Source organism: Nitrococcus mobilis Nb-231 (assembly GCF_000153205.1).
GTDB classification, from domain to species: Bacteria; Pseudomonadota; Gammaproteobacteria; order Nitrococcales; family Nitrococcaceae; genus Nitrococcus; species Nitrococcus mobilis.
On sequence record NZ_CH672427.1, the window covers coordinates 56,223 to 80,659 of the forward strand.

Sequence of the window (24,437 nt, forward strand, 5' to 3'; positions counted from 1 at the left end):
CGAGAAGGCGCTACGGTACCCGTTTGCCGAGTGCTATGAGTTGAAGAATAAAAATCCGGCCAACTGCATTTTACGCCCTTGGAGGTGGCTATGTCCGCCCGTATTTCGACCCGATCTATCGATGTGGCGGTGTTGCTGGGGGATCCCCGTCTGCCGTACGCCTACGCTATTGGGGCGTGCTTCGGGGCAGAGGAGCAAAACGCCGTCGAGCAGCTCAAGACGGCTTTGGCTGCGCTCGAGGGTTTCACGTTTACGTATCTGGATGATCATACGACCTTACTGGACGATCTGCGGCAACGCCCTCCTTCCTTGGCGTTCAATCTGTGCGATGTAGGGTTTCGCAACGACACTGCTCGTGAGCTCAATATTCCGGCGCTGTTGGAGATCTTGAATATTTCATACAGCGGTGCCGATCCCGTGGGCATGAGTCTCGCGACCGACAAGTCCATCGTCCGGGTAGTGGCGCGGAGTCTCGGCATCCCGGTGCCCAACGAAATGTTCGTGGACCTCGGGGCCGACCCGCTCGTGCTGCCGGCACTGTATCCTGCCCTGATCAAGCCAAATTTCAGCGACGGCAGCTTCGGTATAACCGCAGACTGTGTGGCGCACGATGCAGCCGAGGCGGAGCGCTATCTGCATTGGTTGGCGGGCGAACTGGAGCGCCCCGAGGCGTTGATTCAGGATTTTCTGACCGGCACCGAGTACACGGTTGGGCTGATCGGCAATGCAAGCCAAGGGTTCACCTACTTGCCGCCGTTGGAAGTGGACTACAGCCGGTTGGATCCGGAGCTGCCGCCTATCCTCTCCTACGCATCCAAGGCCGATCCCGACTCGCCTTATTGGCAGAAGCTGCGGTTTCGCCGGGCACGGATCGACGAGGTCACCCGAGGCCGGCTCTATGAGTACTGCACGCTGCTATTCAAGCGCCTCGGCTTGCGTGACTACGGTCGCTTTGACTTCCGCGCCGGCGCCGACGGCGAGCCCAGGTTGCTGGAGGTAAATCATAACCCCGCCTGGGCATGGGATGGCAAGCTCAGCTTGATGGCCAGTTATGCCGGCTATTCTTACTCCGATTTGCTGCGCTTGATCTTGGCGGCGGCCATGCGCCGCGTTGATCTCGGCGTGGCGCAAGATTAGCCGCTCGCTCGGTGGGGCGGATCGCGCAGTACGCGTTGCTGCCTGGATGGCAAGTCCGATTAGCCGGGCGTCTAGACGAGCCGGCGTTTGATCTTGCGATCCCATTGCCGAGAGAAAAAGCGTGTCTCCTCTTCATAGCACTCGAGCCGAGCTCGGATTCGAAATGCCTCCCGATCAGCGAAGAGCTCGGTATGGCAATCGATGCGGGTCGCCCAGCCGCTGCGCCGCAGCACCGTCTGCTGCTCGATCTGGGCGCGTGCCGAGAGCGGATCATCGTCCTGGATGCGAAAGATCTTGCGTATGGTGTAACCCACGACCAGGTCGATGTCGGGCAGATGAGCGAGCGAGGCGCCCGCGAAATCGCCTCCGTCACTAAAGGTGGTATATACCGTCTCGTTGCTGGTGAGATCGCGCTCGAGCGTGCGTTGCACTTGAGTCATGCGCAGCGGTGTATGCTCGGGGGCCGGGGCCCGTGCCGGGCGTTCGAAGGTGTGCAATGCCTCATCCTCCGGGCGCGGCGGACGTACCGGGAGATCGAGCCAGCTGGCGGCCGTGAAGACGCTCAGCGTGATCGGCTGTGGCGCCGGCCATACCACCGGCCAATAGCTGGTGGACACCGCCACGCGGATGATGTGACCGGCCGGGAAGGCGTGAGCGATGTCGTTGAGCTGGACCGATACGCGGTAGCGTCGACCCGGTTCCAGCGGCCGCGCGTGTTCATGGCTGTCGCGATGGGTCAGATTGAGAACGCCGTAGGTGACCCGCATGGCCGCGCCGTCCGGTGCGACGTCGTTGAGCCGTACCGCCACGAAAGCGATCGGCCGGTCGACGGCAAGCTCCAGCGTCACGACGGGTGCGCCGAGGATCTCGAAACCTTTCTCCAGCGCCTCCGTGTCGAACACCAACGATTTGCCGTCGTCCTCCCGCTGATCGGCGGGCATTTCGCCTTCACCGCCGAATCCGCACCAATCGCCGGCACCGAGCCCGGTCGTTTGCGGGGAGCGCAACGTGAATTGCAGCTCGGCACCCGGTTCGTCCCGTAAGCCGTGCACATCCAGATACCAGCGCCGGTGCCGGATTCGGCTCGAAGGCCAGCTGTCTTCGGCGACCCAGCGTCCGGGCCGCTCCTCATAGAAGGGGGCCGGGGGAACCCACTCCTGCATCCAGGCGCGATACATCGGCTCATCCATGACCCCCGTATCAAGGCCCTTGAGCCAGTGATCCCACCAGCGGATGGCTTCCTGGAAGAAGCCGATGCTGGGGCCGGGCAGGGCATCATGGGGCAGCGCATGCGACCATGGTCCTACGAGCGCCTTGCGGGGCACCTCAAGGCCCTCCATGAGGCGGGGGATGGCACTGGTATAGCCATCGGCCCAGCCCCCGATCGCGTATACCGGGCATGCGATGGCGGAGAAATCCTCGCAGACCGAGCCATGCTTCCAATAGTCGTCGCGCTGCTGATGGTGCAGCCAGATCTCGGGAAACAACACGGCTTGCTCGAGGCGTTGCCGCCACATGTCGCGCCAACGCTCGCCGACGATTTTAGGGTCGGGAGGATAGGCGTTGTAAGAGAGCAACACCGAACCCCAAGTGAGGTTCTCGTTGAGCAGGCAGCCGCCCATATAATGGGCATCGTCGGCGTAGCGATCATCGGTGGAGCACAGCGTGATGATGGCTTTGAGGGGCGGTGGTTGCCGCGCAGCGACTTGCAACGCGTTGAATCCGCCCCAGGAGATCCCGATCATGCCCAGTTCGCCGCTGCACCAAGGCTGGGCGGCGATCCAGGCAATGGCCTCCACCGCATCGTCTTGTTCCTGCCTGAGATACTCGTCGCGGAGCACGCCGTCGGAGTCCCCGGAGCCGCGCAGATCCAACCGGATCGAGGCGTAGCCGTGGCCGGCGAAATAATGATGCAGCGGCTCATCACGCAGCCGTGTGAAGTCCCGTTTGCGATAGGGAATGTATTCGAGGATCGCCGGCACGGGGTGCGTCTCGGCATCGGCCGGCAGCCAGATGCGGGCGGCCAACCGGCAGCCATCGGACAAAGGGATCCAGAGATTTTCGATCACCCGCACCTGGCGCGGAAAGGATTTCATGATTTCCATGGAGCGCCTCGCCTACCCGCACCCGCGTGGTCAAGTATTTTGCGTGGGCGATATCCGTCCGTCGAGCCGGGGGCCCAGCGGCTGCCCGGTCCAGAACAGCAACGCCAGCCGATCGCGGACCCAAAGGCCCCTCCCGAGGTCCCAGCAATTGACGATGGCCAGCCGGAAACCGCCCGGCGGCATCGCATGCAGTTCCGCCGGCTTATCGACATGGAAGGTAACCTGAATACTGGACACGCCGGGCTCGTGTGCCAGCTTATCGATGCTCCGTGGATCGGTGGGTTCATATTGAGGACCATGACCCCCGAATAGCACCACGCTGTAGCCGTCACGACGGGCTGTATCCGCATATTGCCAGCGTCCATGGACATAGAGCTCGACCACCGCCTCCAACCAGCCCGGACCATAGAGATCCGGCCATTGATCGGCGAAGCGCAGATGTGCCTCTATGATACGCCCGCCGATGGTCTCCAAGTTCAAGAATCCACTGTAGCCTTTCAGGTTGTGTCGCAGCCACTGCCCGCAGTAGGCCTCCAGTTCGGGACGGTGCTCGGCCAGCACCGTCCAGTAATCGAAGACCCCGGCGTCGAGGCTTTTGCCGACGGTGTGCCGCCACCATTGCGGTTCGCCATCTACGACGGCGACGTCGGTGCTGACATGCTCGCCGCTCAGTAGCGGCATCCACATGTGGCCAGGCGTCTGCAGCCGCTCGTACTCATCAGCGGAATGGATCACGCTGATTCCGCTGCCCATACCCCGTAAATTGTAGATCGGCTTACTGAAGACCGGATAAGTTGGCGGTGACACCCCATGAGGCGCGACCGCCAGTCCCTGGCTCTCGCAGATCAGCAGCTTACTGTAGATCCAGCGGTGCTGTGGGTAGAGCTGCCAGGCATCCGAATCCTCCGTGGGGATCAGCACCTCATCCGGGCAAGCGACGCCTTCGAAGTACTGCATCCGCCACGGGTCTCGCTCAACGATCGGCATGGTCTCCGTCCTTGATGGGCGGTATGGCCCAAGCGGTCGTCTCGAGCCCGAGCGGTCGGTCTCCTACGATGCGGGCACGAAGGCGACGATGCGCAGTGGCCCCCCGCTACCGCCTTCGATTTTCATCGGCAGCGCGATGGCCGTAGCCCCGGTGGCCGGCAGCGCGTTGAGATTGGTGACGTTCTCGAACGCCGGGACACCGGCTTTGAACAGGATCCGATGGCTTTCGAAGCGCTTCGACTGGCCGTAATCGATGCTCGGCGTGTCCAGTCCAATGGCGCCGATAGCGCGTGCGTGCACCAACCAGCGCGCCGCCTCCGGGTACAGGCCGGGGAAGTGCAGCTTGGCTACGGCCTCTTCTCCCCGCTGCGCCGTGCCCATGTATGCCTCGCGATTGGGCCAGCACTTGGCCGAGCCGGTGTTCAGGAGCACGATGGCGCCGTCAGGCAACCGGCCGTGCTCGGCCTCCCAGGCTTTGAAGTCGTCGGCCGTCACTTGATAGTCGCGATCGGCTGCGCCCGCCTGTGCCACGTCGATTACCGCGGCGGGGCCGATCAGTTGCCCGACCGGGATCTCATCGACGCTGCGTTGCCCCTCGGCAAAGTGGACCGGTGCATCGATGTGCGTGCCGCCATGCTCGGCGGCCGAGAAATTGTACGCTGAATAGTAGTAGCCGGCCTGCGTCGTTCCTGCAAACACTGTCTCCCGTTTGAACGGTTCGGCGGTCGGCCAGTAGATGGTTTCGGCCGAGAAGGCGTGGGAGAGATCGATCCAGCGCCCATTGGCAAAGATTTCGGCTTTGGCGTTGCCGAGACCGAGCGCGCACGCGAAGATCGCGCCTAAGGTGATGGGGGTGCGGCTCATGACCAATCTCCTTGATTTAGCATTGACAGTACGGGCATCTCAGCACGGCCTGGCAGCAGCGAGCCAAGCTTCGGACCGGGAGGTTGCCCGCCGAGGCACTCGAATTCGATTAAGGGGTGCTGGCCGCGCGCTCCCGTATGGAGAGGGCGCTCCCAGGTCGAGCCAATGCGGATGGAGCTCCCGGGGGAGGCTGCTGCTGAAAAGGTTCGCGGCCTTTATCAGCAGCAGCGACGGGGATGATGCGTCTATTGCATCAGGTTCTTTAGCTTATCCTGCAGTTTCTCTTGAGCCTTTTTTTTCATTTGTTCCGTGCCTTGTTCCAGCGCTTCGGCTTGGGCTTTTTGCAGCGCCTTTTCGATGACCGGTCGTAGCAGTTGCTCGGTGAGCTCGGCAGCCGTGACACCGCCGGAGGCATTGCCGATGTCGTGGATCTCGACTGCTGGAATCTCGGCTGTCCGCTGCATCTTGGCGAGGTCGGATGAAACAGTGACCGTACCACCGATGAAGCGGAACTCTTTGACTATGAATTTCTTAGCTTCCCCCGGCTCGGCTTCAGCGGCCGGTTGCTCCTCTTGAGTGGAGGGTTCAGGTTGAGTGGCGGGTTCAGAAGATTTTTTTACGTTATCGAGGATTTGTTGGAGGTTACTGCTCGTACCCTTGAACTCGGCATTCAAATTTGCTTCGCCGATAAGAATCTGCTCTATCAGAATGGTGTCGCTGGTTACGGATTCTGGAATCAGGTGCATCTTCACGTCATCGAGCTTGAAGGCATAATCCGAATCGAAGCCCTCCGGATTACCGATCTCGAGGCCGTGGAGTTCGGCTTTGCCGGAGAGCAGCGCCACGTCAACCTTGTTCAGATTGACCGGCGTTCCGGTCACCGATGGGCCGTATTGTTCGACGGCGTACTTTATGCTGCTGTTAATATTTAAAAGAACCAAGCCAACGGCGATGATGACGAGCACGATCAGTGTGCCGACCAAGCCGAGTACGATCTTGCCAGGTCTGCTCATTTGCTACTCCTTAGAAAATGAGAATGGTGCCGGAATTTTGGCGAGTCGCTTGTCATAGCGGCATCACCTGTTTGTTCGTGTGGTTGTTGTTCGGACGTCTGAACTTTACCGGATATTCGGCGCTGAGTGTCGCAATAGCAAACGACGGATTAAAAGCGATGTGCTGCATTGATCCATGACCGCGAAGAGCGGCGCGCTACTTTCCATTCCGTATTTCGATATCGATGTGCTGCGGTGTTCCGGCCGCTCCGACTTTGAGGGCGATCTCCGGCAGGCCGTTGTCGAAGCAGGCGGTGATGTTGCTTTTGCCGATGCCCTCGGGGAGGACCATACCCCGCCGGAGCGGACCGTGGAGGCGCTCCTGAGTGTAGTAGGTGATGGCCTCCTCGTTCGGCATGCACTGGCGCGCACCGGCGATGGTCAGCATGCTATTGGCGACGCTGATATCCGCGCCCACGCGCGTTAATCCCGCGGGCTCGCAGCGGATCACCAGATCGCCGCGGCGTGCTCATCGCCCCCTCCTGGTTGCGCTGTTGGTAGACTGCCCGGCTTTTTCACCGGGTTCGGGTCGCGGCCTGCGGGTCGGCTGCTCGGGCGCTTGACCCCGAGCACCGCAGGTGGAGCTCGACTCTTCGGACTCGCTGCGATCGTCTACCATCGATATACGATTCGGTAATTGCTCCTGACTCAGGGCTTTGTACAGGGTGTAGCACATGAGCAAAAGCACGGCGCAGAACGGCAAACCCGTGGTGACGGCGCCGGTTTGCAATGCCCCGAGTGCGTCTCCGCCGGTGGCGGCGCCGGCGATCAGCAGCACCGCCGCAATCAGGCCTTCCATTACCGCCCAGAACAGCCGTTGCTGCCAAATCGGGTGCGGGTCGCCACCGTTGGTGAGAATATCGACGACCAACGAGCCGGAATCGGAGGAGGTGGCAAAGAACAGCGTCACGACGGTGATCGTGACCACCGCGGCGGTTACGGCTATGAGCCCGGTGACCGGGAGTTGCTCCAGCAGTACGAAAATGGCTTTGGGGGCGCTCGCGGTTAATAAAGCCTGATTGCCGCCGTCGTCCAGTAAAGCCTCGAGCGCGGTGCGGCCGAATACGACGAACCAGACGATCGAGGCACCGGTGGGAATGAGCAGTGTGCCTGCGATGAGCTGGCGGATTGTGTAGCCGTAGGATATGCGGGCAATGAACATCCCTACGAAAGGTGACCAGGAGATCCACCAGCCCCAGTAGAACAAGGTCCAGGTCGCCTGAAACTCGGCGCCCGGACCGTTGGGGAAGACGGTCAGACTGGTCTGCGGTAGATGCTGGAGATAATAGCCAGTGTCGCTCACGATGGAGTTGAGTATGTGGAGAGTGGGGCCGAGCGCAAATACAAAAGCGCACAGCCCTATGGCAAGCCACATGTTGATGACCGAGAGACGCCTGATGCCGGCGTCGATTCCCAGCATGATGCTGGTGATGGCAACCGCCTCGACCGTGGCGATAACGAGCAGTTGCACCGTAAGGTTGCTCGGGATGCCGAACAGTACGTTCAGACCGGCGGTGATCTGGGTCGCGCCGAACCCGATCGAGGTTGCGAGCCCGAACAGCGTTCCGAACACCGCCAGGATATCGATGCCGTGGCCGGCGGGCCCGTAGATACGATCACCCAACAGCGGGTAGAACGCGGCCGCCGGCTTGAGCGGTAACCCTTTGCGAAACGAGAAATAGCCCAGTGCCAGTCCCAACAAACTGTAGAGGGCCCAGGGATGTAGCCCCCAATGAAAGATCGTGTAGTTCATGGCGATGACGGCGGCCTGTTCGGTACCGCCCGCCGCCAGGGGCGGATTCTTGAAATGGGCGATAGGCTCGGCGACGCTGTAGTAGACGAGCCCGATCCCCATGCCGGCCGTGAACATCATGCAAACCCAAGGCCAGGTAGCGTAATCCGGTTTGGCATCGTCCGGCCCGAGCCGGATGCGGCCGTAGCGGCTGAACATGAGCAGCACCACGAACACCAGGATGAACGTCGTGCCCAGGATGTAGAACCAACCGAAGTAGGTGGTGATGAAGTCTTGGATATCATTTGCAATTTTTCCAAACCGGCTCGGAAATGCCACGGCGAGCGCAACCAGCATGATCATGACCAGCCCGGAGGTAATGAATACCGGTGGGTTGGTATGCTCATTCAAGTAGGCGCGTATCTTCTCTGGCATGAAGTCCCTCTTTCCGATCGCTGGTTTTTCCTAAGGCAGCTAAAGCACAAGCAAGGCTGAGTCAAGGAGGATAGTCATCGGTTTGGCTGTACGCGAATAGCGGGGGTCGAGCAGAGGGGGCGTCGCGCCGGTTGAGACGCTGAGCGGTACGCTGTCGGGTAGAAGGCACATGGGTGCAAACCGGTAGATAAGGTAAGTAAATCTAGTCCGGAGAATTCATGAATCCGCGCGATGATTAATGATTGTGCAGCTTGTGGATTCACAGGAGTTTTTGTGAAGGAGTGGCGTATCGGTGATTACGGCCGACTGAGCAAAAACTCCTGTGGATTCAAGGGGCAAGCGAGGGCGTGTGTGATTCATGAATTTCCCGGGCTAGGCGAGAGTTGCGGTTATGTCGTCGTCGTGAGGGTGCTTGCGTTTCGCTCAGCGCCGGCGCTCCGCCCGGTAATGTGTCGACCGGGCGGAGGCCGTGCTGTCCTCATTTGGAGGCGCGCGTGCTGTTATTGGACCGGCTGGTTCAGGATTTGAACGCGATCACCGACCCGAAACGGCGGCTGAGTCGTCTGGGTTAGCGTCTGTGTCCCGCCGTTATCAAGCTTTATGCTCACCCGATAGGCACTGTCATCATAGACGCCGCCGGTGCGATCGATTGACGTGATCGCGCCACAACCAGCGCATTCGGCGCTTGGTGCCACCGCTAGGGTGGGTTGGGTTTGGTAAGTAGTGGTCGTGTTACGTGGAGAGCAGCCGATCAATGCAAAAGCGCTGCTGATCACTACTCCAGCCACCAGAATACGAATCACGTTGCGTTTCATCGGCTTCACCTATTTTCTTAGGTTCCGCCCCGCTCTTACCCCACGGCCTCTATCCCATTGAGACCCGCTAGAACGTAGGCAGTTCAATACGCGGGTTCAAGGATGCCGTTTAGATCCAGCCTTATAAAAGCCCATGTTGCTTCCCCGGATTTTCAGTACGGGTGGAATTCGCTCGTTAGTGGATTGGGCTCCAAGGTGTTTTCCTTCCGCGGCCATCGCTTTGGCGGGTTCGCCGCCGGTAGCCACGGAAGCCCATCGCAGGCCGAGCCAGTTCGCCAAGTGCGAAACACATCACTTTTATAGTGTCGTTCGACCGGTGTCTGGAGGAAATTGCCGACTGGGCCTCGGTCAGGCAAGAACGCGTTCCAGATCATGCGCTGAAACGAAGACAAAAGCGAACGAAACAGCACGGTTCCCGAGAACACGGCTAGGGGATTTCCCAGCATGAACCGATACCATCGAAGGGATAGTAGAAAGATCACCGTTTCAGCTCGGCAAACCATTGGCCAAGACCGCCCCAGAGGTGCTGGCGGCCGGGCGATCATATGGGGGCTTGCCGCGGCGTGTCTGGCAGTGCTGAGCGCGGGGCCGGTTGGGGCGCAACCGACCGAGCGCTGGGCCCGCGGGCATATTCTGGTGCAGCCGCGCGGCGGTCTGCCGGAGCATGTGCTGGAGAAAATTTTGAATCGGGCAGGAGGGCGCGCCGCCCGTGCCGCCAGCCGGCTGCAACGGCTGAAGGTGCGGATCGTGCAGGTTCCGGCGCGGGCCGAGCAAGCAGTGGCGCGGGCGCTGGCGCGCAATCCGCACATCAAGTTCGCCGAGGTCGATGCGCTGGTCCCGGTCGGCCAAACGCTTCCTGATGACCCCAATTACCCGAAGGCCTGGCACTTGCCCAAAATTCAGGCGCCGAGCGCGTGGGATACCGCGCTCGGCGATGGGGTGACCGTGGCGATATTGGATACGGGGGTGGACCCCTTTCATCTGGACCTCGCGGATAATCTCGTCGCCGGTTGGAACGTGGCCTCGAACAACGGTGATACCCAGGATATTTTCGGCCACGGCACCCAGGTCGCTGGGACTGTCGCCGCGGTCAGCGACAACGGCATCGGGGTCGCTTCCGTCGCCTGGCATGTGCGCCTCATGCCGATTCGGATCACTAACCGCTCCGATGGTTGGGCCTACCTCAGCGACATCGCCAGCGGCATCATGTGGGCGGCGGATCATGGGGCGCGGGTCGCCAACGTCAGCTATGATGCGAGCGGCAGCCCGACCGTCGACAATGCGGCCAAGTACATGAAGAACCGTGGTGGTGTGGTGGTCGTGGCGGCCGGCAACAGCGGCCGCAATCCCGGCTATGGCGCAGAACCCTCGATCATCGCCGTCGCGGCGACCACCAGCAGTGACACCCGGCCCAGTTGGTCGAACTTCGGGCAATACATCGATGTCTCCGCTCCCGGGGTCGGCATCTGGACGACCAGCCGCGGCGGCGGTTACGGGGCGCCTTCCGGAACCTCGTTCGCCAGCCCCATAACGGCGGGGGTGGCGGCGTTGATCAGCAGTGCCAACAACGCTTTGTCGCCCGATCAAATCGCCGCCGTGCTGACCCAGAGCGCAAAAGACCTCGGTAACTCCGGCTGGGACCCGTACTACGGCTACGGTCGTGTGGACGCGGCCGCCGCGGTGGCGCTTGCCGCGGAATCCTCCTCGCAGGATAACGAGGCGCCGAGTGTCGCCATCGCCTCGCCCGGCGCCGGCAGTACCGTATCGGGCCTGGTGGACGTGACCGCGAATGCGACCGACAATCTGGGGGTCAGCCGAGTCGAACTCTACGCCGCCAACCAACTGGTCGGCACGGTGACGACTGCGCCTTATGCTTTCACCTGGGATTCGACCCAAGTGGCCGACGGCACGGCTACTTTGCTGGCGTACGCCTACGATGAAGCCGGCAATCGGGGTGAGTCCGATGCTCTCACGGTCCAGGTCGCCAACGACGCGGGACCAGACACAGTGCCGCCGCAAGTGAGCATTTCGAGTCCGACCGACGGCACCACCGTGAGCGGGCCTCAAACCCTCTCGGCGACGGCGAGCGATGATGTCGAGGTGGTCGAGGTTCGGCTTTACCTCGACGGCGTGCTGAAATGTGTCGGCACCCTAAGCGTCTCGTGCGGCTGGAACGCCAAAAAAGCCGGCTCGGGGTCGCACCGAGTGAGCGCCTTGGCAACCGATACCGCCGGCAATAGGGCTGCCGCGTCCGTTACGGTTATCGTCGATGGGGATGGCACGAAGGGCAGCCGTGGCAATGGCCGCGGCCAGTCGAGGTAGCCGGCACGGAGCATCGCGCGAATCTTGGGAAAAAGAGGGGCACCTTGGGGAGCTTGATTTCTTAGGTGCCCTTCTTTGCATCGGGCCGTCGCGCCACGGTGAATTGCCCGATTTCTTTTAGTCGAGTCTCTGCTTAGTTCTCCAGCCGCCGGCGCAGCAACGCCAAGCCCAGCAGGCCGCAACCCAGCAACAGCAGCGTCGCGGGCTCGGGGATGCTGGTCGGGGGACGTGGATCCTCGATTTGTAGCGTGATGGGCTCCGATACAAGGTCACCGGTCTTATTCCCACTGGCGTCCACATAGCGCGCCTTGATGCTCGGGCAACTATTTGTCGTGCAGGAATCCACGGCAAACAGATCACCATTGTCGACGGTGATATCGAAAATCCAGCTGAGAATGCCGCCGACCGCCGCGCCATTACCGGATGCGGTCCAATCCGCGCATTCAAATCCACCGCCGGCGCCGGAGCAACCATTGGCGTTGATCCCTCCCGCAATGAGAGCCCAGCTGGTTGCCCCGCCGGCCGAACCGTCCGCCTGGGGTGCATCAAAGAGGGACGCAGCAGATACCTTTGAGCTCACTTTGATGGCGGCTGCGTCTATGGCTACACCTGGATTTGGACCAGAGCTGGCGTAGTTGGTCGTATCGATGGTGTAGGTAATCCGGTAGGTTTCGTGATTGGGATCCGAATCCGGCAATGCGTTGCCGTCGAACGTCAGAGTGTAGGTAGCGCCCTGGCAGCTCCCGCCCTGGTTTTCATCCCCGACCGTGCCGTTACAGGTCGGCCCGATCGGCGTTGCGTTCGCCTGTCCTCCCGGCGTGAAAAGCGATGCAGCAAGCCCCAGAGTGAACAAAGCCATTAGCCCGGGCAATCCTTGCGCTATGCCGGCTAATTTGTAGATTATTTTAACTTTCATTTCTGCCACTCCTCGTTACGTGGCACGTTGTTGATATTCAAGGCATGCCCCAACTAGTGGGTAACGCTCTAATAAGCAATATAGATGCCAATAAATATTTAAATAATTTTATCAACAGATTGTAAAATAGGCTCTGCGCTCAAACGACGAGCATGTAAGATTTATCGACATCGGCTCATACAAGCGCAGTTCGATATGGCCCATCTCTCAGCCCCGGGCCTTCGCATCGAGTCGGATGAAATACCAGCAGACCCCAATCGCCATGATCGCCAGTACTACATAGGCGAAGAAGCCGCCCGCATAGCCTGCCTTGCCCAGGGCGTCCACGGTGGCACCGAGCTCCGGCGGGATGAGGAAGCCACCGAAAGCACCCAAGCCGCCGACCAGCCCCGAGGCTCCGCCCACCGCTTCGGGCACGTATTTGGGCACCATCTTGAATACCGCGGCATTGCCTACGCCCATGCCGAGTCCGATCAGAATCTCGCCGAGCAGGTTGATCCGGAAATCCACGATAAAGGTGAGCAATAACGCTCCCACGAGCACCACGCTGAATGCGAGCAACGCCGTGCGCTCTCCGCCGAACCGCTCGGAGAGCACTCCGCCATAGATGCGGATGACTGCGGCGAGCAGGGAAAACCCGACTCCGCCGAGGAGACCGGCGGTCAGGATACTCATCTGGTGCAGATTGGCCCAATAGATGGGAAACCAGACGGTGAGCGCGAGGAAGCCGCCGAACGAGGTGAAATAGAGTGCGACCAGGCCCCAGGTGCGGGGCTCCTCCGCCGCGGCAATGATGGCCTGCCACACGGTTTCCCGAGGGAAGAGTTCCTGACCGTGCGCTGCGGCGATTTTGCGGCTTGCCTCGGGCGAGGCGCCCTGCTTGCGGAGCTGGAAATAATACGCATCACGCGCCCATATGGCGTATACAAGTGTGCCGATGAGCAAAAACAGGAACCAGGCGAGGTAGGAGCCCGCCAGCCCCCAGCCCGCGATGGCGAAGGGCAGCGCCAAGGTGAAAAGACCGGGAGCCAGGTTGCCCAGGCCGCCGTAGGTGCCCAGGGCGGTGCCTTGGCGGCGTTGCGGATACCAGTAGGATACCTGCGGTATGCCGACCGAAAAGGAGGCTACCCCGAAGCCGCTCAGAAAACCGAAGAAAACGACGAGAGGGTAGTGCCGAGCCGTGATCTCGGGCACTGCATAGAGGATGAAGACCAGTCCCCACATGCCGAGCAGCGAGAGTCCGAGCAAGGTGAGCATCGGAGCCCGCCCGCCGACCCGGTCCACCCAGGCGCCGAAGGGAATGCGAAACAGCGAGCCGGTCAGCTGTGGGGCGGCCAGCAGCATTCCCAGCGCCACGCCGCTGAGCTGCATCTGTTCCTGGAAGTATTTTGCCGCCGGTCCGTAAAGTGAGACTGCGGCGAAGCCGATGAAAAACCCCCAGGTGCCCATAATAAGGCCCGTGCTCGGCAAGCCATGCAGTGTGTAAGGGGATGATGATGGGGAGGCATTCGTTGCCGGGTTCGTCATGGCGGTTTCCTTGCTTGACGGCGTTATTGGGATCTCGAAAAATCACACTTCGCATCGTCACCCCAGCGTAGGCTGGGATCCATCTTGCTGTTGCAAAAGGGAGATTAAATTACGCAATCCCGCCCTGGTTTACGTCCTCCAGCCAGCTAATGCTGTTCAAAATCGTTTCTAACTGTCAGGTTCCGTGTGGTTCTATTGTGTTTTGGGACAAATTGATCGGGTTTCCTGAGGGGGAAGGTGTGTTCGGAGTTGCCGCGAGCCGTTCGGCTGACCGCTCTGGGAAACGAGTCGACCCCGCTCACATTGAGCGGGGTCGACGCGACACAGCCTGTGGCGGTTAGTTTTCTTGCTCGGCTTCCTTGCTCGCGCTTTCCTTGTCCATCCCATGTCCACGCATTTTATGCTTATGCATCTTATGCTTCATTCCGTGCATTTCTTTCCACTGGTGCATGACCTGCATGCTGTAGAGAAAGCGTGTGCGCTGATCGTCGTTCAAAACCTGCAATGCATCTTGGGCCTTGCGCGCGGTCTCCGTGCGCGTTTGTACGGCATGCTCGGCCGCCTGCTTCAGGGCCGACTCATAGGTGGCGAGATCGAACTGCCCTCCCTTGAAAGCCGATTCTAGCTGTTCGTGAATCTTCTCGATGGCGTCATGGTTGTCGCCGGCCTGGTTCATCTCTTTTTTAATGGAGCGGATTTTCTGAACCTGCTCCTCGGAGAGCCCGAGGAGGTCTTTCTGGAACAGGATCGCCTTGGGTACGTAGGCGAGCATGTCCACCCCCCACATACCGCCGTGCATGTGGTGGGCATGGCCCATTTGATGATGGCCCGTAGCCCCCGTGTCGTGGTGGTTAGCTAGCGCTGAGCCGGATCCCACTGCAAGGCAAAGCAGCAAGAGCCCAAGGGATTGAACGAAGGGATGCATCCGTATCTTACGCATAGCGTCCTCTTGGTCGAGTGTAATGGTACTTTCTAAGTAGTGACGAGGGTTTGAAAATGCAAGGGTTCTAGAACCCCCTCGGCTTCAGCGTATACTATGTGGCGACGTGGCGAACGAGCCACGCATCGTTTCGCATCTCCGAGCGACGGGCGGCCACTGACCGATCGGTAAAGACCGAGGAATGAGGAGCTATGCGCCTTTTCATATGCTACACGCTGATGCAGTTGCCGGGCACGGCGCTGGTCGTGTTGTTCCTTTATTTCACCCTGGAGACGGGCTGGCTCTCCGAGCTCAGCGCAGCGTTGATTTTGTGCGCTTGGCTACTCAAGGATGCCGTGTTCTATCCGCTTTTTCGCCAAGCTATGCGCAAAGGCCCGGTGGGCTGAAAGCCTTCACTCGAGGGCGGGGCACCGTTGCTCGTCGCCGGCTTTGTCTGCTTAGGGCTTGTGCGGATACCAGACCAATGGGGTCTGGCTCGTTCGGCTGCGGTCGACCTCGAAGTCGTGCCGCCCATACCAGGCGAACAGGTCGTCCTGGCTCATTCCCTTATCGTCGTCATAAGCGCTGGCTTGACCGAGTAAGGTTACCTGATGCCGGTCGCATATGCCGATCAGCAACTCGAGCAGTCGGTTGGCGTGGCCTTGGCCGCGCTGCTGCGGGGCCGTCTCGATACGGCAGAGCACCAGGTAGTCCGACTCCATTTCCAGCACCGCTGATGTTTGGCCATAACGGCGAAAATTCAAATCTGCATCTTCCGGGCGCGGCGCTTCGCAAGGCTGGGTCGCATTGAGCCACTCCTCGAAGGCGGCGTGAATGTTGCTTTGTGGGGACATCAAGCCTCTCCATGGTACTGCCCAAGCCCCTTTCGGTTGGGGATTGCTCGGCGGCGAGACGCACGGTACCACTCCTGCAAGCGGATGGCGACTGCCCAGCACGCGCTGGCAGAAATCGGTCTGTCGCTGCCAACAGTCGGATGAAAGAAATCTCGAATAACACATGGCTGCGTCATTTGGCTTGCGCCGGAGCAGCGCTGTGGACTATACATTTTTCGAGGGTTCCGAAGCTAATGCATCGTGGCTGTGGTCAAATTATTTGCAAGCCTGAGGGCGACGAAACAACCGCTTCGGCGCGGCTTCGAGCCGGGTCGTTCAAGCGTGTCGGATAGTGCCTGAAATACACGCGTGCGATTGCCGATGACTGGCCGGATGGGCGGGCCGTAGACCCGCGCGCAAGGCATGGGGTGTGGCTATTATGCGAGAGCAGGGGAGTGTGGTGACCGGCACAGTGCTCGATGAGCGTATCACACTGACTTTGAACGAACTGTGCGGCATGTGCGGGGCGAGCACCGAGTTGGTTATCGACATGGTCGAGGAAGGGATCGTCGACCCTACCGGCCGCGGCCCGGAAGAATGGTGCTTTACGGGAGAGGCCATCCAGCGCGTCCAGGTCGTGCGACGCATTACCGAAGATCTGCGGGTCAATCTGCCCGGTGCGGCACTGGCACTAGAGCTCATGGACAAACTGCACGCGCTGCGCCAACAAACAGCGCAGGGTGGTATCCATGGATAGGCCGCGCGGCATCCGGCGGCGGTTCAGGGGACCACGACAACGGGCAGGACGATCTCATCGAGCAATGAACGATGGGCGGGATTCTGCACCGCATGACTGGCTCTGCTGAGAATCAGCACCTGGCCCCCTGTTTGGCGCAGAGCTTGAACGAGGATCGGCGCATCCGCACTGGGCAGGCGCATAAAGCTCACCGCTGTCTTGTGCCGCCGCGCCCAGTTGCGGGCGGTCTGCTCGAGCCTTTCCACCTGAGTCTCGGCTGAAGGGGGCAGCAGAATCGTGAGCGCCTGGTTGGCGTCGCGCGCCATGAGCGCTGCCGTATCGAGTGCTCGGTCGCCGGTTTCGGGCCCTTCATAGAGCACCAATATTGGCCGTTGCGCTGGCTGAGGTGCTTCGCCCAAGATCATCACCGCACAGTTCGCGGTCGTGGCGATCCGCACCGTGAGCTGGCCGAACCGCAAGCCGGTGTCGCGGGCCCAATCGATGCGTCCGAGTACCAATAGATCCGTTGGCGTGGTAACGGCGAGGGTTTCCGTCTCCACCTGACCCCGGCAGACGTGCAGGCTCCATTCCACGGCGCGCCGGCGCCCGGCGGCGGCGAGCAGGCGGCGTGCCTCCTCCGCTTGCTGACGCAGGCGCCGCTCCATGTCCGCGCTGCTCAGGGCTCGGATGCGCCCTGAGGTGAAGCCGATTTCACGGCCGAAGGGCAGACTCGCCGAGCGCAGCAAGTCGGTGCTTTCGACAACCAGCCCGAGTAATCGAGTGTGCCGCCGGGCGGCAAGCTCGGCGGCGGCATCGAGTGCTATCCGCGCGGCCCGCGAGCTATCCAGTAAAACAATGATGCGCTCGATACGGGTGTGGGTACCGTTATTACTCGTCACCATTGGTCTTGCGTTGCTCCACGCGCTCCTCATTATTGCCGTGCACTCGGCGTGCCAGCTCCGCCAGTTCCTGCAGGCGCTGCTCGACCCGGTGGTTGACGGAATCGGCCGGATACTCTCCGTCTGAACCGCGCTCGCCGGCCTCCATTCCGGTCATCAAGGCCAACGCTTCGTCCACGGTGCTCACCGGGTAGACATGAAAGTGCCCCTCGCGGACCGCCTCCACGACGTCATGGCGGAGCATCAAATGAGGAATGTTGGCGGCGGGTAACAGCACGCCGTGCGCTCCGTCGAGGCGTTGCTTCTTACAGATATCGAAAAAGCCCTCGATTTTCTCGTTCACGCCGCCGACGGCTTGGACTTGGCCATGCTGGTTCAGCGAGCCGGTGACCGCGAGCGCCTGTTTGAGTGGCACATCGGCGAGCACGGAGATGAGCGCGCAGAACTCGGCCACCGATGCGCTATCGCCGTCCACTAGGCCATAGGATTGTTCGAAAGCGAGGCTGGCCGATAGGGACAACGGGCGGTTGCGGGCATAGCGGGAGGCGAGGAAGTTGGACAGGATCATCACCCCTTTGGAATGGATATTCCCGCCCAACTTGGCTTCGCGCTCGATATCCACCATGTTGCCGCGACCGAGCCGCGCGGTCGCCGTAATTCGCGTCGGGCGACCGAATGCATAGTTGCCGAGCTGAATGACGGACAATCCATTCACGCGGCCCACGGCTTCGCCTTGAGTGTCGATTATGATCGTGCCGCGATGAATGGCCCGCTCCATGCTTTCGCGTACCCGCGAGGCGCGGTAGATCTGATGATCGATGGCCTGTTGCACGTGTTGGCTGCTGATTCGGTCGCTGTCGGCGCTCGACGCCCAGTAATGGGCTTCGCGCAGAAGATCGATAATGGCGCGGTTATGCGTCGTGAGCCGCTCGCTGTCGTCGGCCAACCGGCTGCCATGCTCGATCACGCGGGCGACCCCGCCCGCATCGAGTGCCAGCAGACCCTCTTGCTGGGCCATGGTGCCGATCAGGCGGGTGTAGTGCTCGGTCGATTCAGTGGTGCGCGCCACGTCTTCCTCGAAATCAGCCTGCACCTTGAACAGTTCCAGGAAATCGGGATCGAAGGCCGAGAGCAGATAGTAGAGCAGGCGCTCGCCGAGCAGCACCACCTTGAGGTTGAGCGGCACCGGTTCCGGCTCCAAGGACACGGTGCTCATCAGGCTGTAGAGCTGCTCCAGCGATTCGGTTTTGATCTGATTCGAGTACAGGGCGCGCTTGAGGCTCTCCCAAGCGAACGGCTGCATCAACAGCTTGCGGACATCGACTATCAAATAGCCGCCGTTGGCTTGGTGGAGCACGCCGGGCCGAATCAACCGAAAGTCGGTGAGCAAGGCCCCTTGTTGGACATGATGTTCGATACGGCCGATCAGATGCTGGTGGGTCGGCATGTCATCATAGACAACAGGGGCGCCCTGCTGTCGGGCATTGTCGATCAGCACATTGGCCAGGTATCGATTGAGGAGTTGCTCGGCAGCGCGGTTGTGATCCTCCTGGCCGACAAACGCCCCGACGTTTTCGATCACGTCTTTCTGAATCGCATCCACATGTTCCAGGATGCGTGGACAATCCTGATAATCCGCCCGGAATTCATCGAGGAGATGACCCACTGCGAACAGCGCCATCTCCTCATTGAGTTCGTTGATTCGATTTTGGGTTTCCTTGCGCCAGCGCGGCATTTGTTGAATGACTTGCTGCAAGCGCTCTTGGAGGCGCTCGATGGTGCGTTCGAACGCCTGGCGCTCTTCTTCCGGCAAGGCGCGATAGCTCTCTAGGCGCAACACTTCGCCGTCGCGCTTCGGCGCAAAAGTGAAACCGCTTTGCGATTGGGTCAATGCGATATCGTGCTTGTCGGCTTCCTCCTGAATCTCGTGGAAAGCCTCCTGTTGGCGCTGGCCGAACTCTTGCTGTAAATCGTGCAGCCGGCTCTGATACTCCTCGCTCTCGAAGATGGCGGGAATGGCACTGCGCAACTCCTGAACTAACTGCTCCAAATCGTCGCGAAAACGCTTGCCCCGGCCTGCGGAGAGCTCGATCAGGCGCGGTTTATGGGGGTTGACGAAGTTGTTGATGTAGACCCAATCCGGCGGGGTGGGCTCGTCGGCCGCCCGGGCACGCAGGAACTTTTCCACCACTTCGTGTTTGCCGATCCCCGGCGGGCCAAGCACAAACAGGTTGTAGCCTTCGCTGTTGATTCCGGTACCGAATTTGAGCGTCTCGAGAGCCCGATTCTGGCCGAAGATTTCGTTAAATGGTCCCAGATCCGCCGTGGTTTCGAAGTCGAAGGACTTCGGATCACAGCGCCGATAGAGTTCTTCTGGATTCAGCGGCTTGGGTATGACCATTCCGGTGTTCCTATCTGTTCGGAGTTGCACATTGGTTGTCTCTACCGCACGCAGGTAAGTTTGGATCGCGTGAGCGCGAGGTCAAGCTTTGGTGGAACGGCCTGTTTTTGTTGGGCAAAGCACGCGTTCCGGCGGCGCATTTTATGGTCCGTTGCTTGACGGATCCTGAATGATCATCGCCCCGGCGAGTGAATCGCTCAGGGCATTGCTCGAGCGTTCCGATTCAGTCGCTGCTCGGTTCTACGGGTAGAGGCAGTTCGATGCAGTCCGATCCGCAGGCTCCCTCAGTGACGGGTTCGGGCCGAGGCGCCGGCCGGTGCAGTACGGCGCGGGTCGGAGTGATCCGCGCCGATTCGCCGCTCGCCGTGGCCTCTCCGTCGACGATCAGCGAGTATTCATCCAGCGACGCAGGTGGCCAGACCAAAGAGATAGTGGGGTGCGCGCGGAGGTTGTCCCGCGTGCGCCGCCCGAGACCCTCTACGGTAAGCACCCCACCGTCGATCCTGGGCATTAGCGCCACCGCATGGGGCGGCCCCGCTGCGCCGACGGTGAGCAAGTAGGCGAAGCGATACCGCGCGACGGTATCGGCCAGAGTAGACAGCTCGACTTCAATGCTCATATTAGCCACGCATCGCACCGTGCAGCCAATGTACAGGAAGCATAGTCCACCGCTTACGTGAGCAGCAACCCGAATAAAGGCATCGAAGGCTCGCGCTCCTGTTGATAGGTGGCCGCGCGCAAGGCCTAGCGGCTACTGCATGAACCAGCCATGGCTCACCACCAGCGATTGGCCGGTGAGTGCGTTGCTCTCGAAGGAGGCGAAGAACAGCGCCGCTTCGGCGACGTCCTCGATCGTCGTGAACTCGCCGTCCACGGTCTCTTTGAGCATCACGTTCTTGACGACCTCCTCCTCGGAGATGCCGAGATCCTGGGCCTGCTCGGGGATCTGTTTGTCGACCAGGGGCGTGCGCACGAAGCCCGGACAGATGACATTGGCGCGCACCCCGTGCTGGGCGCCTTCTTTGGCAACCACCTTGGCGAGGCCGATCAGGCCGTGTTTGGCAGTGACATAGGGCGCTTTCAGGACCGAGGCCTCCTTGGAGTGCACCGAACCCATATAGATCACACTGCCGCCGCGCCCCTGTCGGTACATTCGGCGCAGCGCCGCACGGGTAGTCAGAAAGGCGCCGTCGAGGTGGATGGCGAGCAGCCTCTTCCACTTGCCGAAGTCGAAGTCCTCAATTGGATCGACGATCTGGATGCCGGCGTTGCTCACCAGTATGTCGATACCGCCGAGCGCTTCGGCCACTTTATCGGTACCGGCATCGACCTGAGCCTCGTCGGTCACGTCCATGGCGACGCCGATCGCCTGATGACCGGCGGCTTCGAGTTCTTCGGCCGCCTGCTCGGCGGCGCTGCGATCGAGATCGGCGATCGCCACCTTGGCGCCCGCGCGCGCAAAGCAGCCGGCGATCTCCTTGCCGATGCCGCTGGCGGCACCCGTGACGATAGCGACCTTATCCTGCAAGCGCATGCTTTTTCTTTGGTTCATTGGCGATTACTCCTGTGCCGATCCGGCACGGCTTGTCACCGTCTATCTAAGCATATCGGGTCTATCTCGGGGAATTTGCCAGGAGCGCGTAGTCCGAATCTATCGGGGGAGGGTGCGAGATCGGCAGATTCAGGAGCTTCCCAGCCGCTCGGCAATTTTCTCGCAGTACGCCGGCTCGATGCGCAAATCGCCGTGGTGGCGTCCGGCCGGAGTTTGCGCCATCAATAGATTGAGGCGCAACAGAGCACGCCGGCGCGAGGCTTCGTCATCGACGGTCGAGAGGAGTTGCCGCAGGTTGCGGATCTCGTTCAACCGCTCAATTTCCGGCGGCACGAATCCGGCGTTTTTCAATATGCGGTAGGCCAGCCGCAACTCCTCCGGGATCAGCGCATCGTCGTCGAGCGCGAGCGGCTTACCCGCGCCGGGGAGGTTCGAGAACTCGCCGCGCTCGATGGCCTCGGCGATGCGCTGCTCGGCAATGCGGTCGAATGTTGTCAAAGCGCTCTCCAGCGTCCGTGATGCTCATCATTCATTTGGCATAATCTCGCCAAGTGTAGGAGGCTATGAATGTGGCCGGGCCGTGCTGTATCTCCTACGGCAGGACCAGAATATAGGGCTGAGGTGGGATGCGGACGCACGCTATGCCGCTCCGCGTGGATGCCGGTCTTCGGCCTCGATGAAAACGCGTCGGATGAACGGATAAGCGCTTTTTATTTTCTTATCCATGGCGGCGATATTGTCCTCGATCTCCGTCGCCGTGATGTCATCCGCGAAGGTGGCGCTGATATTGACCAGGATGTACTCCGGTCCCATGTGCATGGTCAGGACCTCGTTCACCCGGATGACCCCCGCGGTGGTGCGCGCGATCTCGCGGATGCCGTTCACTGTATCGGCTCCCGCGCTCTCGCCGATCAGCAAGCCTTTGGTCTCGTAAGCAAGCCACGCCGCCGTACCGCCCAGGATCAAACCAATGACGATGGAGGCCGCCCCATCGAAATAGAGGTTGCCGGTCAGCTGACCGATGAAAATGCCCGTGAAAGCGACCAGCAGCCCGAGCATGGCGGCGGAATCCTCGAAGAGTACGACGAACAGCGTCGGATCCTTGCCCTCATGCACGGCCTCTAAATAGCCGCGGTTGCCTTTCGCGCGCTTGAATTCCCGGAAGGCCACGTACCAGGCACCCGCCTCGAAGATCATGGCCAGGCCGAGCACGATGTAATTGACCAAGGGGTTGACGATCGGCCGCGGCGCCAGGATGTGGCTCACACCTTCGTAAATGGAGATGCCGGCGCCGAGGGCGAACAGCAGTATAGCGACGACGAAGGACCAGAAATAAACTTCCTTGCCGTGGCCGAACGGATGCTCCGCATTGGCCGGTCTTTTCGATCGGGCGAGGCCGAGCAGCAGCAATCCCTGATTGCCGGTATCCACGACCGAGTGAATACCTTCCGAGAGCATGGCCGAGCTGCCCGTGACGGCTGCCGCGGCAAATTTCGTTGCTGCGATCAGGCTGTTGCCGATAAGGGCGGCAATAATGACCTTTTTGGATCCTGCTGCCATGTTTCCGGTGCCTTTCTAGAGTTGTTGGTCCACCTGTCCCCGCTTGCCGAGGTCGCTGTCAGTGGTTTTCGTATCGCGCCTAGCGTAAATACGGCTGTGCGGCCTCGACCAGCGCGCCACTGCGTACAAGCTGCACAGCCTCGTCGATGTCCTGCGCCGCGAACGCATCAGAGGTGCGAAACGGTACTTCCCGGCGCAGCCGTTCACGCGCGCTGGCGGTGGCCGGGGCCGGGGCCAAGGGTGCCCTGAGATCCAGGGCCTGCGCCGCGCACAGCGCCTCGATCGCCAACAGCGCGGTGATGTTGTCCAGGATACGATAGAGCTTACGGCCCGCGCTCCAGCCCATGGAGTTGTGGTCTTCCTGCATGGCCGAAGTGGGCAGCGAGCCGACGCTCGCGGGGTTGGCGAGGCGGCGATTTTCCTCGGCCAAGGAGGCGGCGGTGTAATGCGCGATCATCAGGCCTGAGTTGATACCGGGATCGGGCGTGAGAAAAGCGGGCAAGCCCTGGGAGCGTTGCGGATCCAACAGCCGATCGATGCGCCGCTCGGCGATTGCGCCCAGCTCGGCGGCCGCGATGGCGAGAAAATCCAGCGCGAAGGCCAAGGGCTCGCCGTGGAAGTTGCCGCTGCTCTCAAGGCGGCCGTCCGCGAGGACAACCGGATTGTCGGTTACCGAGCGCAACTCGCGCTCGGCTACCTGCGTGGCGAAGTCGGCGGTATCCCGGGCCGCGCCGTGCACCTGCGGCGTGCAGCGAAAAGAGTAGGCATCCTGCACCAGGTGGGTCGAGTGGCGATGGTGCGCGAGGATCGAACTGCCCTGCAGGAGCCGGCGCAACCGCGCGGCGGCGATCTCTTGCCCGGGGTGTGGGCGCAGGCGCTGCAGCTCGGCTTGGAAGGCTCGATCGGTGCCGAACCCGGCCTCGATGCTCATCGCCGCGGTGAGATCGGCGGTGTCGAGCAGCTCTCCAAACCGGTCAAGCCCGAGGATGAGCATCGAGAGCATGCCATCGGTGCCGTTGATCAGTGACAGCCCTTCCTTGACCTCGAGCTCGACAGGCGTGAGGCCGCGATCTGTTAGCGCGGTCGTGGCGGCGACCCGTTCGCCGTCGACCAAAGCCCAACCTTCCCCGCATAGGCACAGTGCGATATGTGCGAGAGGGGCGAGGTCGCCGCTCGCTCCCAACGAGCCGTATTCGGGAACGGCGGGCAGCACGTCGGCATTGAGCATTCGAACGAGTGCTTCAACGAGTTCGCGGCGGACACCGGAGTAGCCCATGGCCAAGGTCTTGGCGCGTATGGCCATCATGGCGCGCACTGTCTTCGGCTCGATGGCTGGGCCCACGCCGGCGGCATGGCTGCGCAGCAGCGCATGTTGCAGCGTCCGGCGGTGCGCCGGCGCAATAGCGGTCGTGGCCAGTGCGCCCAAGCCGGTGGTCACGCCATAAACGGGTTCTTCGCCGGCCGCGAGCGCTTCCACCCGTTGGCGCGCTTGGTCGATCCGCCGGGCGATCCGCGGCGGCAGCGGCAGGGCAATGTACGCCTCGCGCCGGGCTATGGCCACGATAGTTGGGCGATCCAGCTGCTCGATACTCGCGTGCATGCGCTCCAGCCTTATTAGGGCCTGTTGCCAGCTCAATCTGTCAAT

The 24,437-nt window shown here is 61.1% G+C and carries 22 protein-coding genes; 4 read left to right on the top strand and 18 right to left on the bottom strand.

Translation table 11 applies throughout. The annotated features are described in order from the left end of the window. Window positions 1-90: 90 nt before the first annotated feature. Window positions 91-1,137 (top strand): D-alanine--D-alanine ligase family protein, encoded by a 1,047-nt coding sequence (locus NB231_RS00275; protein WP_004998606.1) that lies wholly within the window; start codon window positions 91-93, stop codon window positions 1,135-1,137. A 71-nt stretch (window positions 1,138-1,208) separates the two neighbouring features. On the opposite strand, the gene NB231_RS00280 is transcribed toward NB231_RS00275, so the two are convergent. From NB231_RS00280 to NB231_RS00310, 7 genes are all read right to left on the bottom strand, one after another. Further along, complete coding sequence (locus NB231_RS00280; protein ID WP_004998608.1) at window positions 1,209-3,242, bottom strand: CocE/NonD family hydrolase; 2,034 nt, start codon at window positions 3,240-3,242, stop codon at window positions 1,209-1,211. A gap of 30 nt (window positions 3,243-3,272) precedes the next feature. Continuing rightward, window positions 3,273-4,229 (bottom strand): hypothetical protein, encoded by a 957-nt coding sequence (locus tag NB231_RS00285; protein ID WP_004998610.1) that lies wholly within the window; start codon window positions 4,227-4,229, stop codon window positions 3,273-3,275. 63 nt (window positions 4,230-4,292) lie between these two features. Beyond that, window positions 4,293-5,093 (bottom strand): cyclase family protein, encoded by an 801-nt coding sequence (locus tag NB231_RS00290; protein ID WP_004998612.1) that lies wholly within the window; start codon window positions 5,091-5,093, stop codon window positions 4,293-4,295. Between the two features lie 245 nt (window positions 5,094-5,338). Beyond that, window positions 5,339-6,106, bottom strand: coding sequence for an AsmA family protein (locus NB231_RS00295; RefSeq protein WP_004998614.1), 768 nt, complete (start codon window positions 6,104-6,106; stop codon window positions 5,339-5,341). A 196-nt stretch (window positions 6,107-6,302) separates the two neighbouring features. Continuing rightward, on the bottom strand, window positions 6,303-6,596 hold the full coding sequence (locus NB231_RS00300; protein ID WP_050756032.1) for an Hsp20/alpha crystallin family protein: 294 nt from the start codon (window positions 6,594-6,596) through the stop codon (window positions 6,303-6,305). Between the two features lie 18 nt (window positions 6,597-6,614). Further along, a complete protein-coding gene (locus NB231_RS00305) occupies window positions 6,615-8,312 on the bottom strand; it encodes a BCCT family transporter (RefSeq protein ID WP_004998620.1) in 1,698 nt (565 codons plus the stop codon). A gap of 500 nt (window positions 8,313-8,812) precedes the next feature. Then, entirely contained in the window at window positions 8,813-9,127 is a 315-nt protein-coding gene (locus NB231_RS00310; RefSeq protein ID WP_004998622.1) for a hypothetical protein, read from the bottom strand. Between the two features lie 444 nt (window positions 9,128-9,571). Between NB231_RS00310 and NB231_RS00315 the strand changes: the two genes are divergently transcribed. Beyond that, window positions 9,572-11,449 (top strand): S8 family serine peptidase, encoded by a 1,878-nt coding sequence (locus tag NB231_RS00315; protein WP_084766182.1) that lies wholly within the window; start codon window positions 9,572-9,574, stop codon window positions 11,447-11,449. A 133-nt stretch (window positions 11,450-11,582) separates the two neighbouring features. On the opposite strand, the gene NB231_RS00320 is transcribed toward NB231_RS00315, so the two are convergent. The 3 genes from NB231_RS00320 to NB231_RS00330 all read right to left on the bottom strand — a co-directional run bounded on the left by NB231_RS00320 (window position 11,583) and on the right by NB231_RS00330 (window position 14,709). Beyond that, window positions 11,583-12,365, bottom strand: a complete 783-nt coding sequence (locus NB231_RS00320) for a PEP-CTERM sorting domain-containing protein (RefSeq protein ID WP_004998625.1) — start codon at window positions 12,363-12,365, stop codon at window positions 11,583-11,585. A 207-nt stretch (window positions 12,366-12,572) separates the two neighbouring features. Further along, complete coding sequence (locus tag NB231_RS00325; protein WP_156776846.1) at window positions 12,573-13,892, bottom strand: MFS transporter; 1,320 nt, start codon at window positions 13,890-13,892, stop codon at window positions 12,573-12,575. A 337-nt stretch (window positions 13,893-14,229) separates the two neighbouring features. Next, the gene (locus NB231_RS00330) at window positions 14,230-14,709 is read right to left on the bottom strand and encodes a periplasmic heavy metal sensor (protein ID WP_156776847.1); all 480 of its coding nucleotides are present in this window, start codon (window positions 14,707-14,709) and stop codon (window positions 14,230-14,232) included. A gap of 314 nt (window positions 14,710-15,023) precedes the next feature. On the opposite strand from NB231_RS00330, the gene NB231_RS00335 reads away from it, so the two are divergent. Further along, entirely contained in the window at window positions 15,024-15,218 is a 195-nt protein-coding gene (locus tag NB231_RS00335; RefSeq protein ID WP_004998632.1) for a hypothetical protein, read from the top strand. A 51-nt stretch (window positions 15,219-15,269) separates the two neighbouring features. Here the strand turns inward: NB231_RS00335 and NB231_RS00340 are convergent, their stop codons facing one another. Further along, window positions 15,270-15,665 (bottom strand): N-acetyltransferase, encoded by a 396-nt coding sequence (locus tag NB231_RS00340; protein WP_004998634.1) that lies wholly within the window; start codon window positions 15,663-15,665, stop codon window positions 15,270-15,272. 418 nt (window positions 15,666-16,083) lie between these two features. Here NB231_RS00340 and NB231_RS00345 point away from each other — a divergent pair, with 418 nt between their 5' ends. Next, window positions 16,084-16,401, top strand: coding sequence for a chaperone modulator CbpM (locus NB231_RS00345; RefSeq protein WP_040661446.1), 318 nt, complete (start codon window positions 16,084-16,086; stop codon window positions 16,399-16,401). 23 nt (window positions 16,402-16,424) lie between these two features. Here the strand turns inward: NB231_RS00345 and NB231_RS00350 are convergent, their stop codons facing one another. The 7 genes from NB231_RS00350 to hutH all read right to left on the bottom strand — a co-directional run. Continuing rightward, entirely contained in the window at window positions 16,425-17,282 is an 858-nt protein-coding gene (locus tag NB231_RS00350) for a universal stress protein (RefSeq protein ID WP_004998639.1), read from the bottom strand. Then, on the bottom strand, window positions 17,269-19,680 hold the full coding sequence (locus tag NB231_RS00355) for a Lon protease family protein (protein WP_004998641.1): 2,412 nt from the start codon (window positions 19,678-19,680) through the stop codon (window positions 17,269-17,271). Before NB231_RS00355 ends, NB231_RS00350 begins: the two co-directional genes overlap by 14 nt. A gap of 223 nt (window positions 19,681-19,903) precedes the next feature. After that, window positions 19,904-20,299 carry a hypothetical protein gene (locus NB231_RS00360; RefSeq protein ID WP_004998644.1) on the bottom strand — a complete coding sequence of 132 codons (396 nt, stop codon included), beginning with the start codon at window positions 20,297-20,299 and terminating at the stop codon, window positions 19,904-19,906. 132 nt (window positions 20,300-20,431) lie between these two features. Further along, window positions 20,432-21,214 (bottom strand): 3-hydroxybutyrate dehydrogenase, encoded by a 783-nt coding sequence (locus NB231_RS00365; protein WP_040662661.1) that lies wholly within the window; start codon window positions 21,212-21,214, stop codon window positions 20,432-20,434. Window positions 21,215-21,361: 147 nt separating this feature from the next. After that, on the bottom strand, window positions 21,362-21,730 hold the full coding sequence (locus NB231_RS00370; protein ID WP_004998649.1) for a DnaJ family domain-containing protein: 369 nt from the start codon (window positions 21,728-21,730) through the stop codon (window positions 21,362-21,364). A gap of 141 nt (window positions 21,731-21,871) precedes the next feature. After that, a complete protein-coding gene (locus NB231_RS00375; protein ID WP_004998651.1) occupies window positions 21,872-22,792 on the bottom strand; it encodes a cation diffusion facilitator family transporter in 921 nt (306 codons plus the stop codon). A gap of 79 nt (window positions 22,793-22,871) precedes the next feature. Then, window positions 22,872-24,437 (bottom strand): histidine ammonia-lyase (gene hutH / locus NB231_RS00380; RefSeq protein WP_232210354.1); only part of this gene is annotated, 1,566 nt, incomplete at its 5' end.

What these genes read in the sequence shown, in the direction of transcription:
- NB231_RS00275 (WP_004998606.1), top strand. Translation starts at nt 91, where the DNA reads ATGTCCGCCCGTATTTCGACCCGATCTATCGATGTGGCGGTGTTGCTG.
- NB231_RS00280 (WP_004998608.1), bottom strand. Translation starts at nt 3,242, where the DNA reads ATGGAAATCATGAAATCCTTTCCGCGCCAGGTGCGGGTGATCGAAAAT.
- NB231_RS00285 (WP_004998610.1), bottom strand. Translation starts at nt 4,229, where the DNA reads ATGCCGATCGTTGAGCGAGACCCGTGGCGGATGCAGTACTTCGAAGGC.
- NB231_RS00290 (WP_004998612.1), bottom strand. Translation starts at nt 5,093, where the DNA reads ATGAGCCGCACCCCCATCACCTTAGGCGCGATCTTCGCGTGCGCGCTC.
- NB231_RS00295 (WP_004998614.1), bottom strand. Translation starts at nt 6,106, where the DNA reads ATGAGCAGACCTGGCAAGATCGTACTCGGCTTGGTCGGCACACTGATC.
- NB231_RS00305 (WP_004998620.1), bottom strand. Translation starts at nt 8,312, where the DNA reads ATGCCAGAGAAGATACGCGCCTACTTGAATGAGCATACCAACCCACCG.
- NB231_RS00310 (WP_004998622.1), bottom strand. Translation starts at nt 9,127, where the DNA reads ATGAAACGCAACGTGATTCGTATTCTGGTGGCTGGAGTAGTGATCAGC.
- NB231_RS00315 (WP_084766182.1), top strand. Translation starts at nt 9,572, where the DNA reads ATGAACCGATACCATCGAAGGGATAGTAGAAAGATCACCGTTTCAGCT.
- NB231_RS00320 (WP_004998625.1), bottom strand. Translation starts at nt 12,365, where the DNA reads ATGAAAGTTAAAATAATCTACAAATTAGCCGGCATAGCGCAAGGATTG.
- NB231_RS00325 (WP_156776846.1), bottom strand. Translation starts at nt 13,892, where the DNA reads ATGACGAACCCGGCAACGAATGCCTCCCCATCATCATCCCCTTACACA.
- NB231_RS00330 (WP_156776847.1), bottom strand. Translation starts at nt 14,709, where the DNA reads ATGGGCCATGCCCACCACATGCACGGCGGTATGTGGGGGGTGGACATG.
- NB231_RS00335 (WP_004998632.1), top strand. Translation starts at nt 15,024, where the DNA reads ATGCGCCTTTTCATATGCTACACGCTGATGCAGTTGCCGGGCACGGCG.
- NB231_RS00340 (WP_004998634.1), bottom strand. Translation starts at nt 15,665, where the DNA reads ATGTCCCCACAAAGCAACATTCACGCCGCCTTCGAGGAGTGGCTCAAT.
- NB231_RS00345 (WP_040661446.1), top strand. Translation starts at nt 16,084, where the DNA reads ATGCGAGAGCAGGGGAGTGTGGTGACCGGCACAGTGCTCGATGAGCGT.
- NB231_RS00350 (WP_004998639.1), bottom strand. Translation starts at nt 17,282, where the DNA reads ATGGTGACGAGTAATAACGGTACCCACACCCGTATCGAGCGCATCATT.
- NB231_RS00355 (WP_004998641.1), bottom strand. Translation starts at nt 19,680, where the DNA reads ATGGTCATACCCAAGCCGCTGAATCCAGAAGAACTCTATCGGCGCTGT.
- NB231_RS00360 (WP_004998644.1), bottom strand. Translation starts at nt 20,299, where the DNA reads ATGAGCATTGAAGTCGAGCTGTCTACTCTGGCCGATACCGTCGCGCGG.
- NB231_RS00365 (WP_040662661.1), bottom strand. Translation starts at nt 21,214, where the DNA reads ATGCGCTTGCAGGATAAGGTCGCTATCGTCACGGGTGCCGCCAGCGGC.
- NB231_RS00375 (WP_004998651.1), bottom strand. Translation starts at nt 22,792, where the DNA reads ATGGCAGCAGGATCCAAAAAGGTCATTATTGCCGCCCTTATCGGCAAC.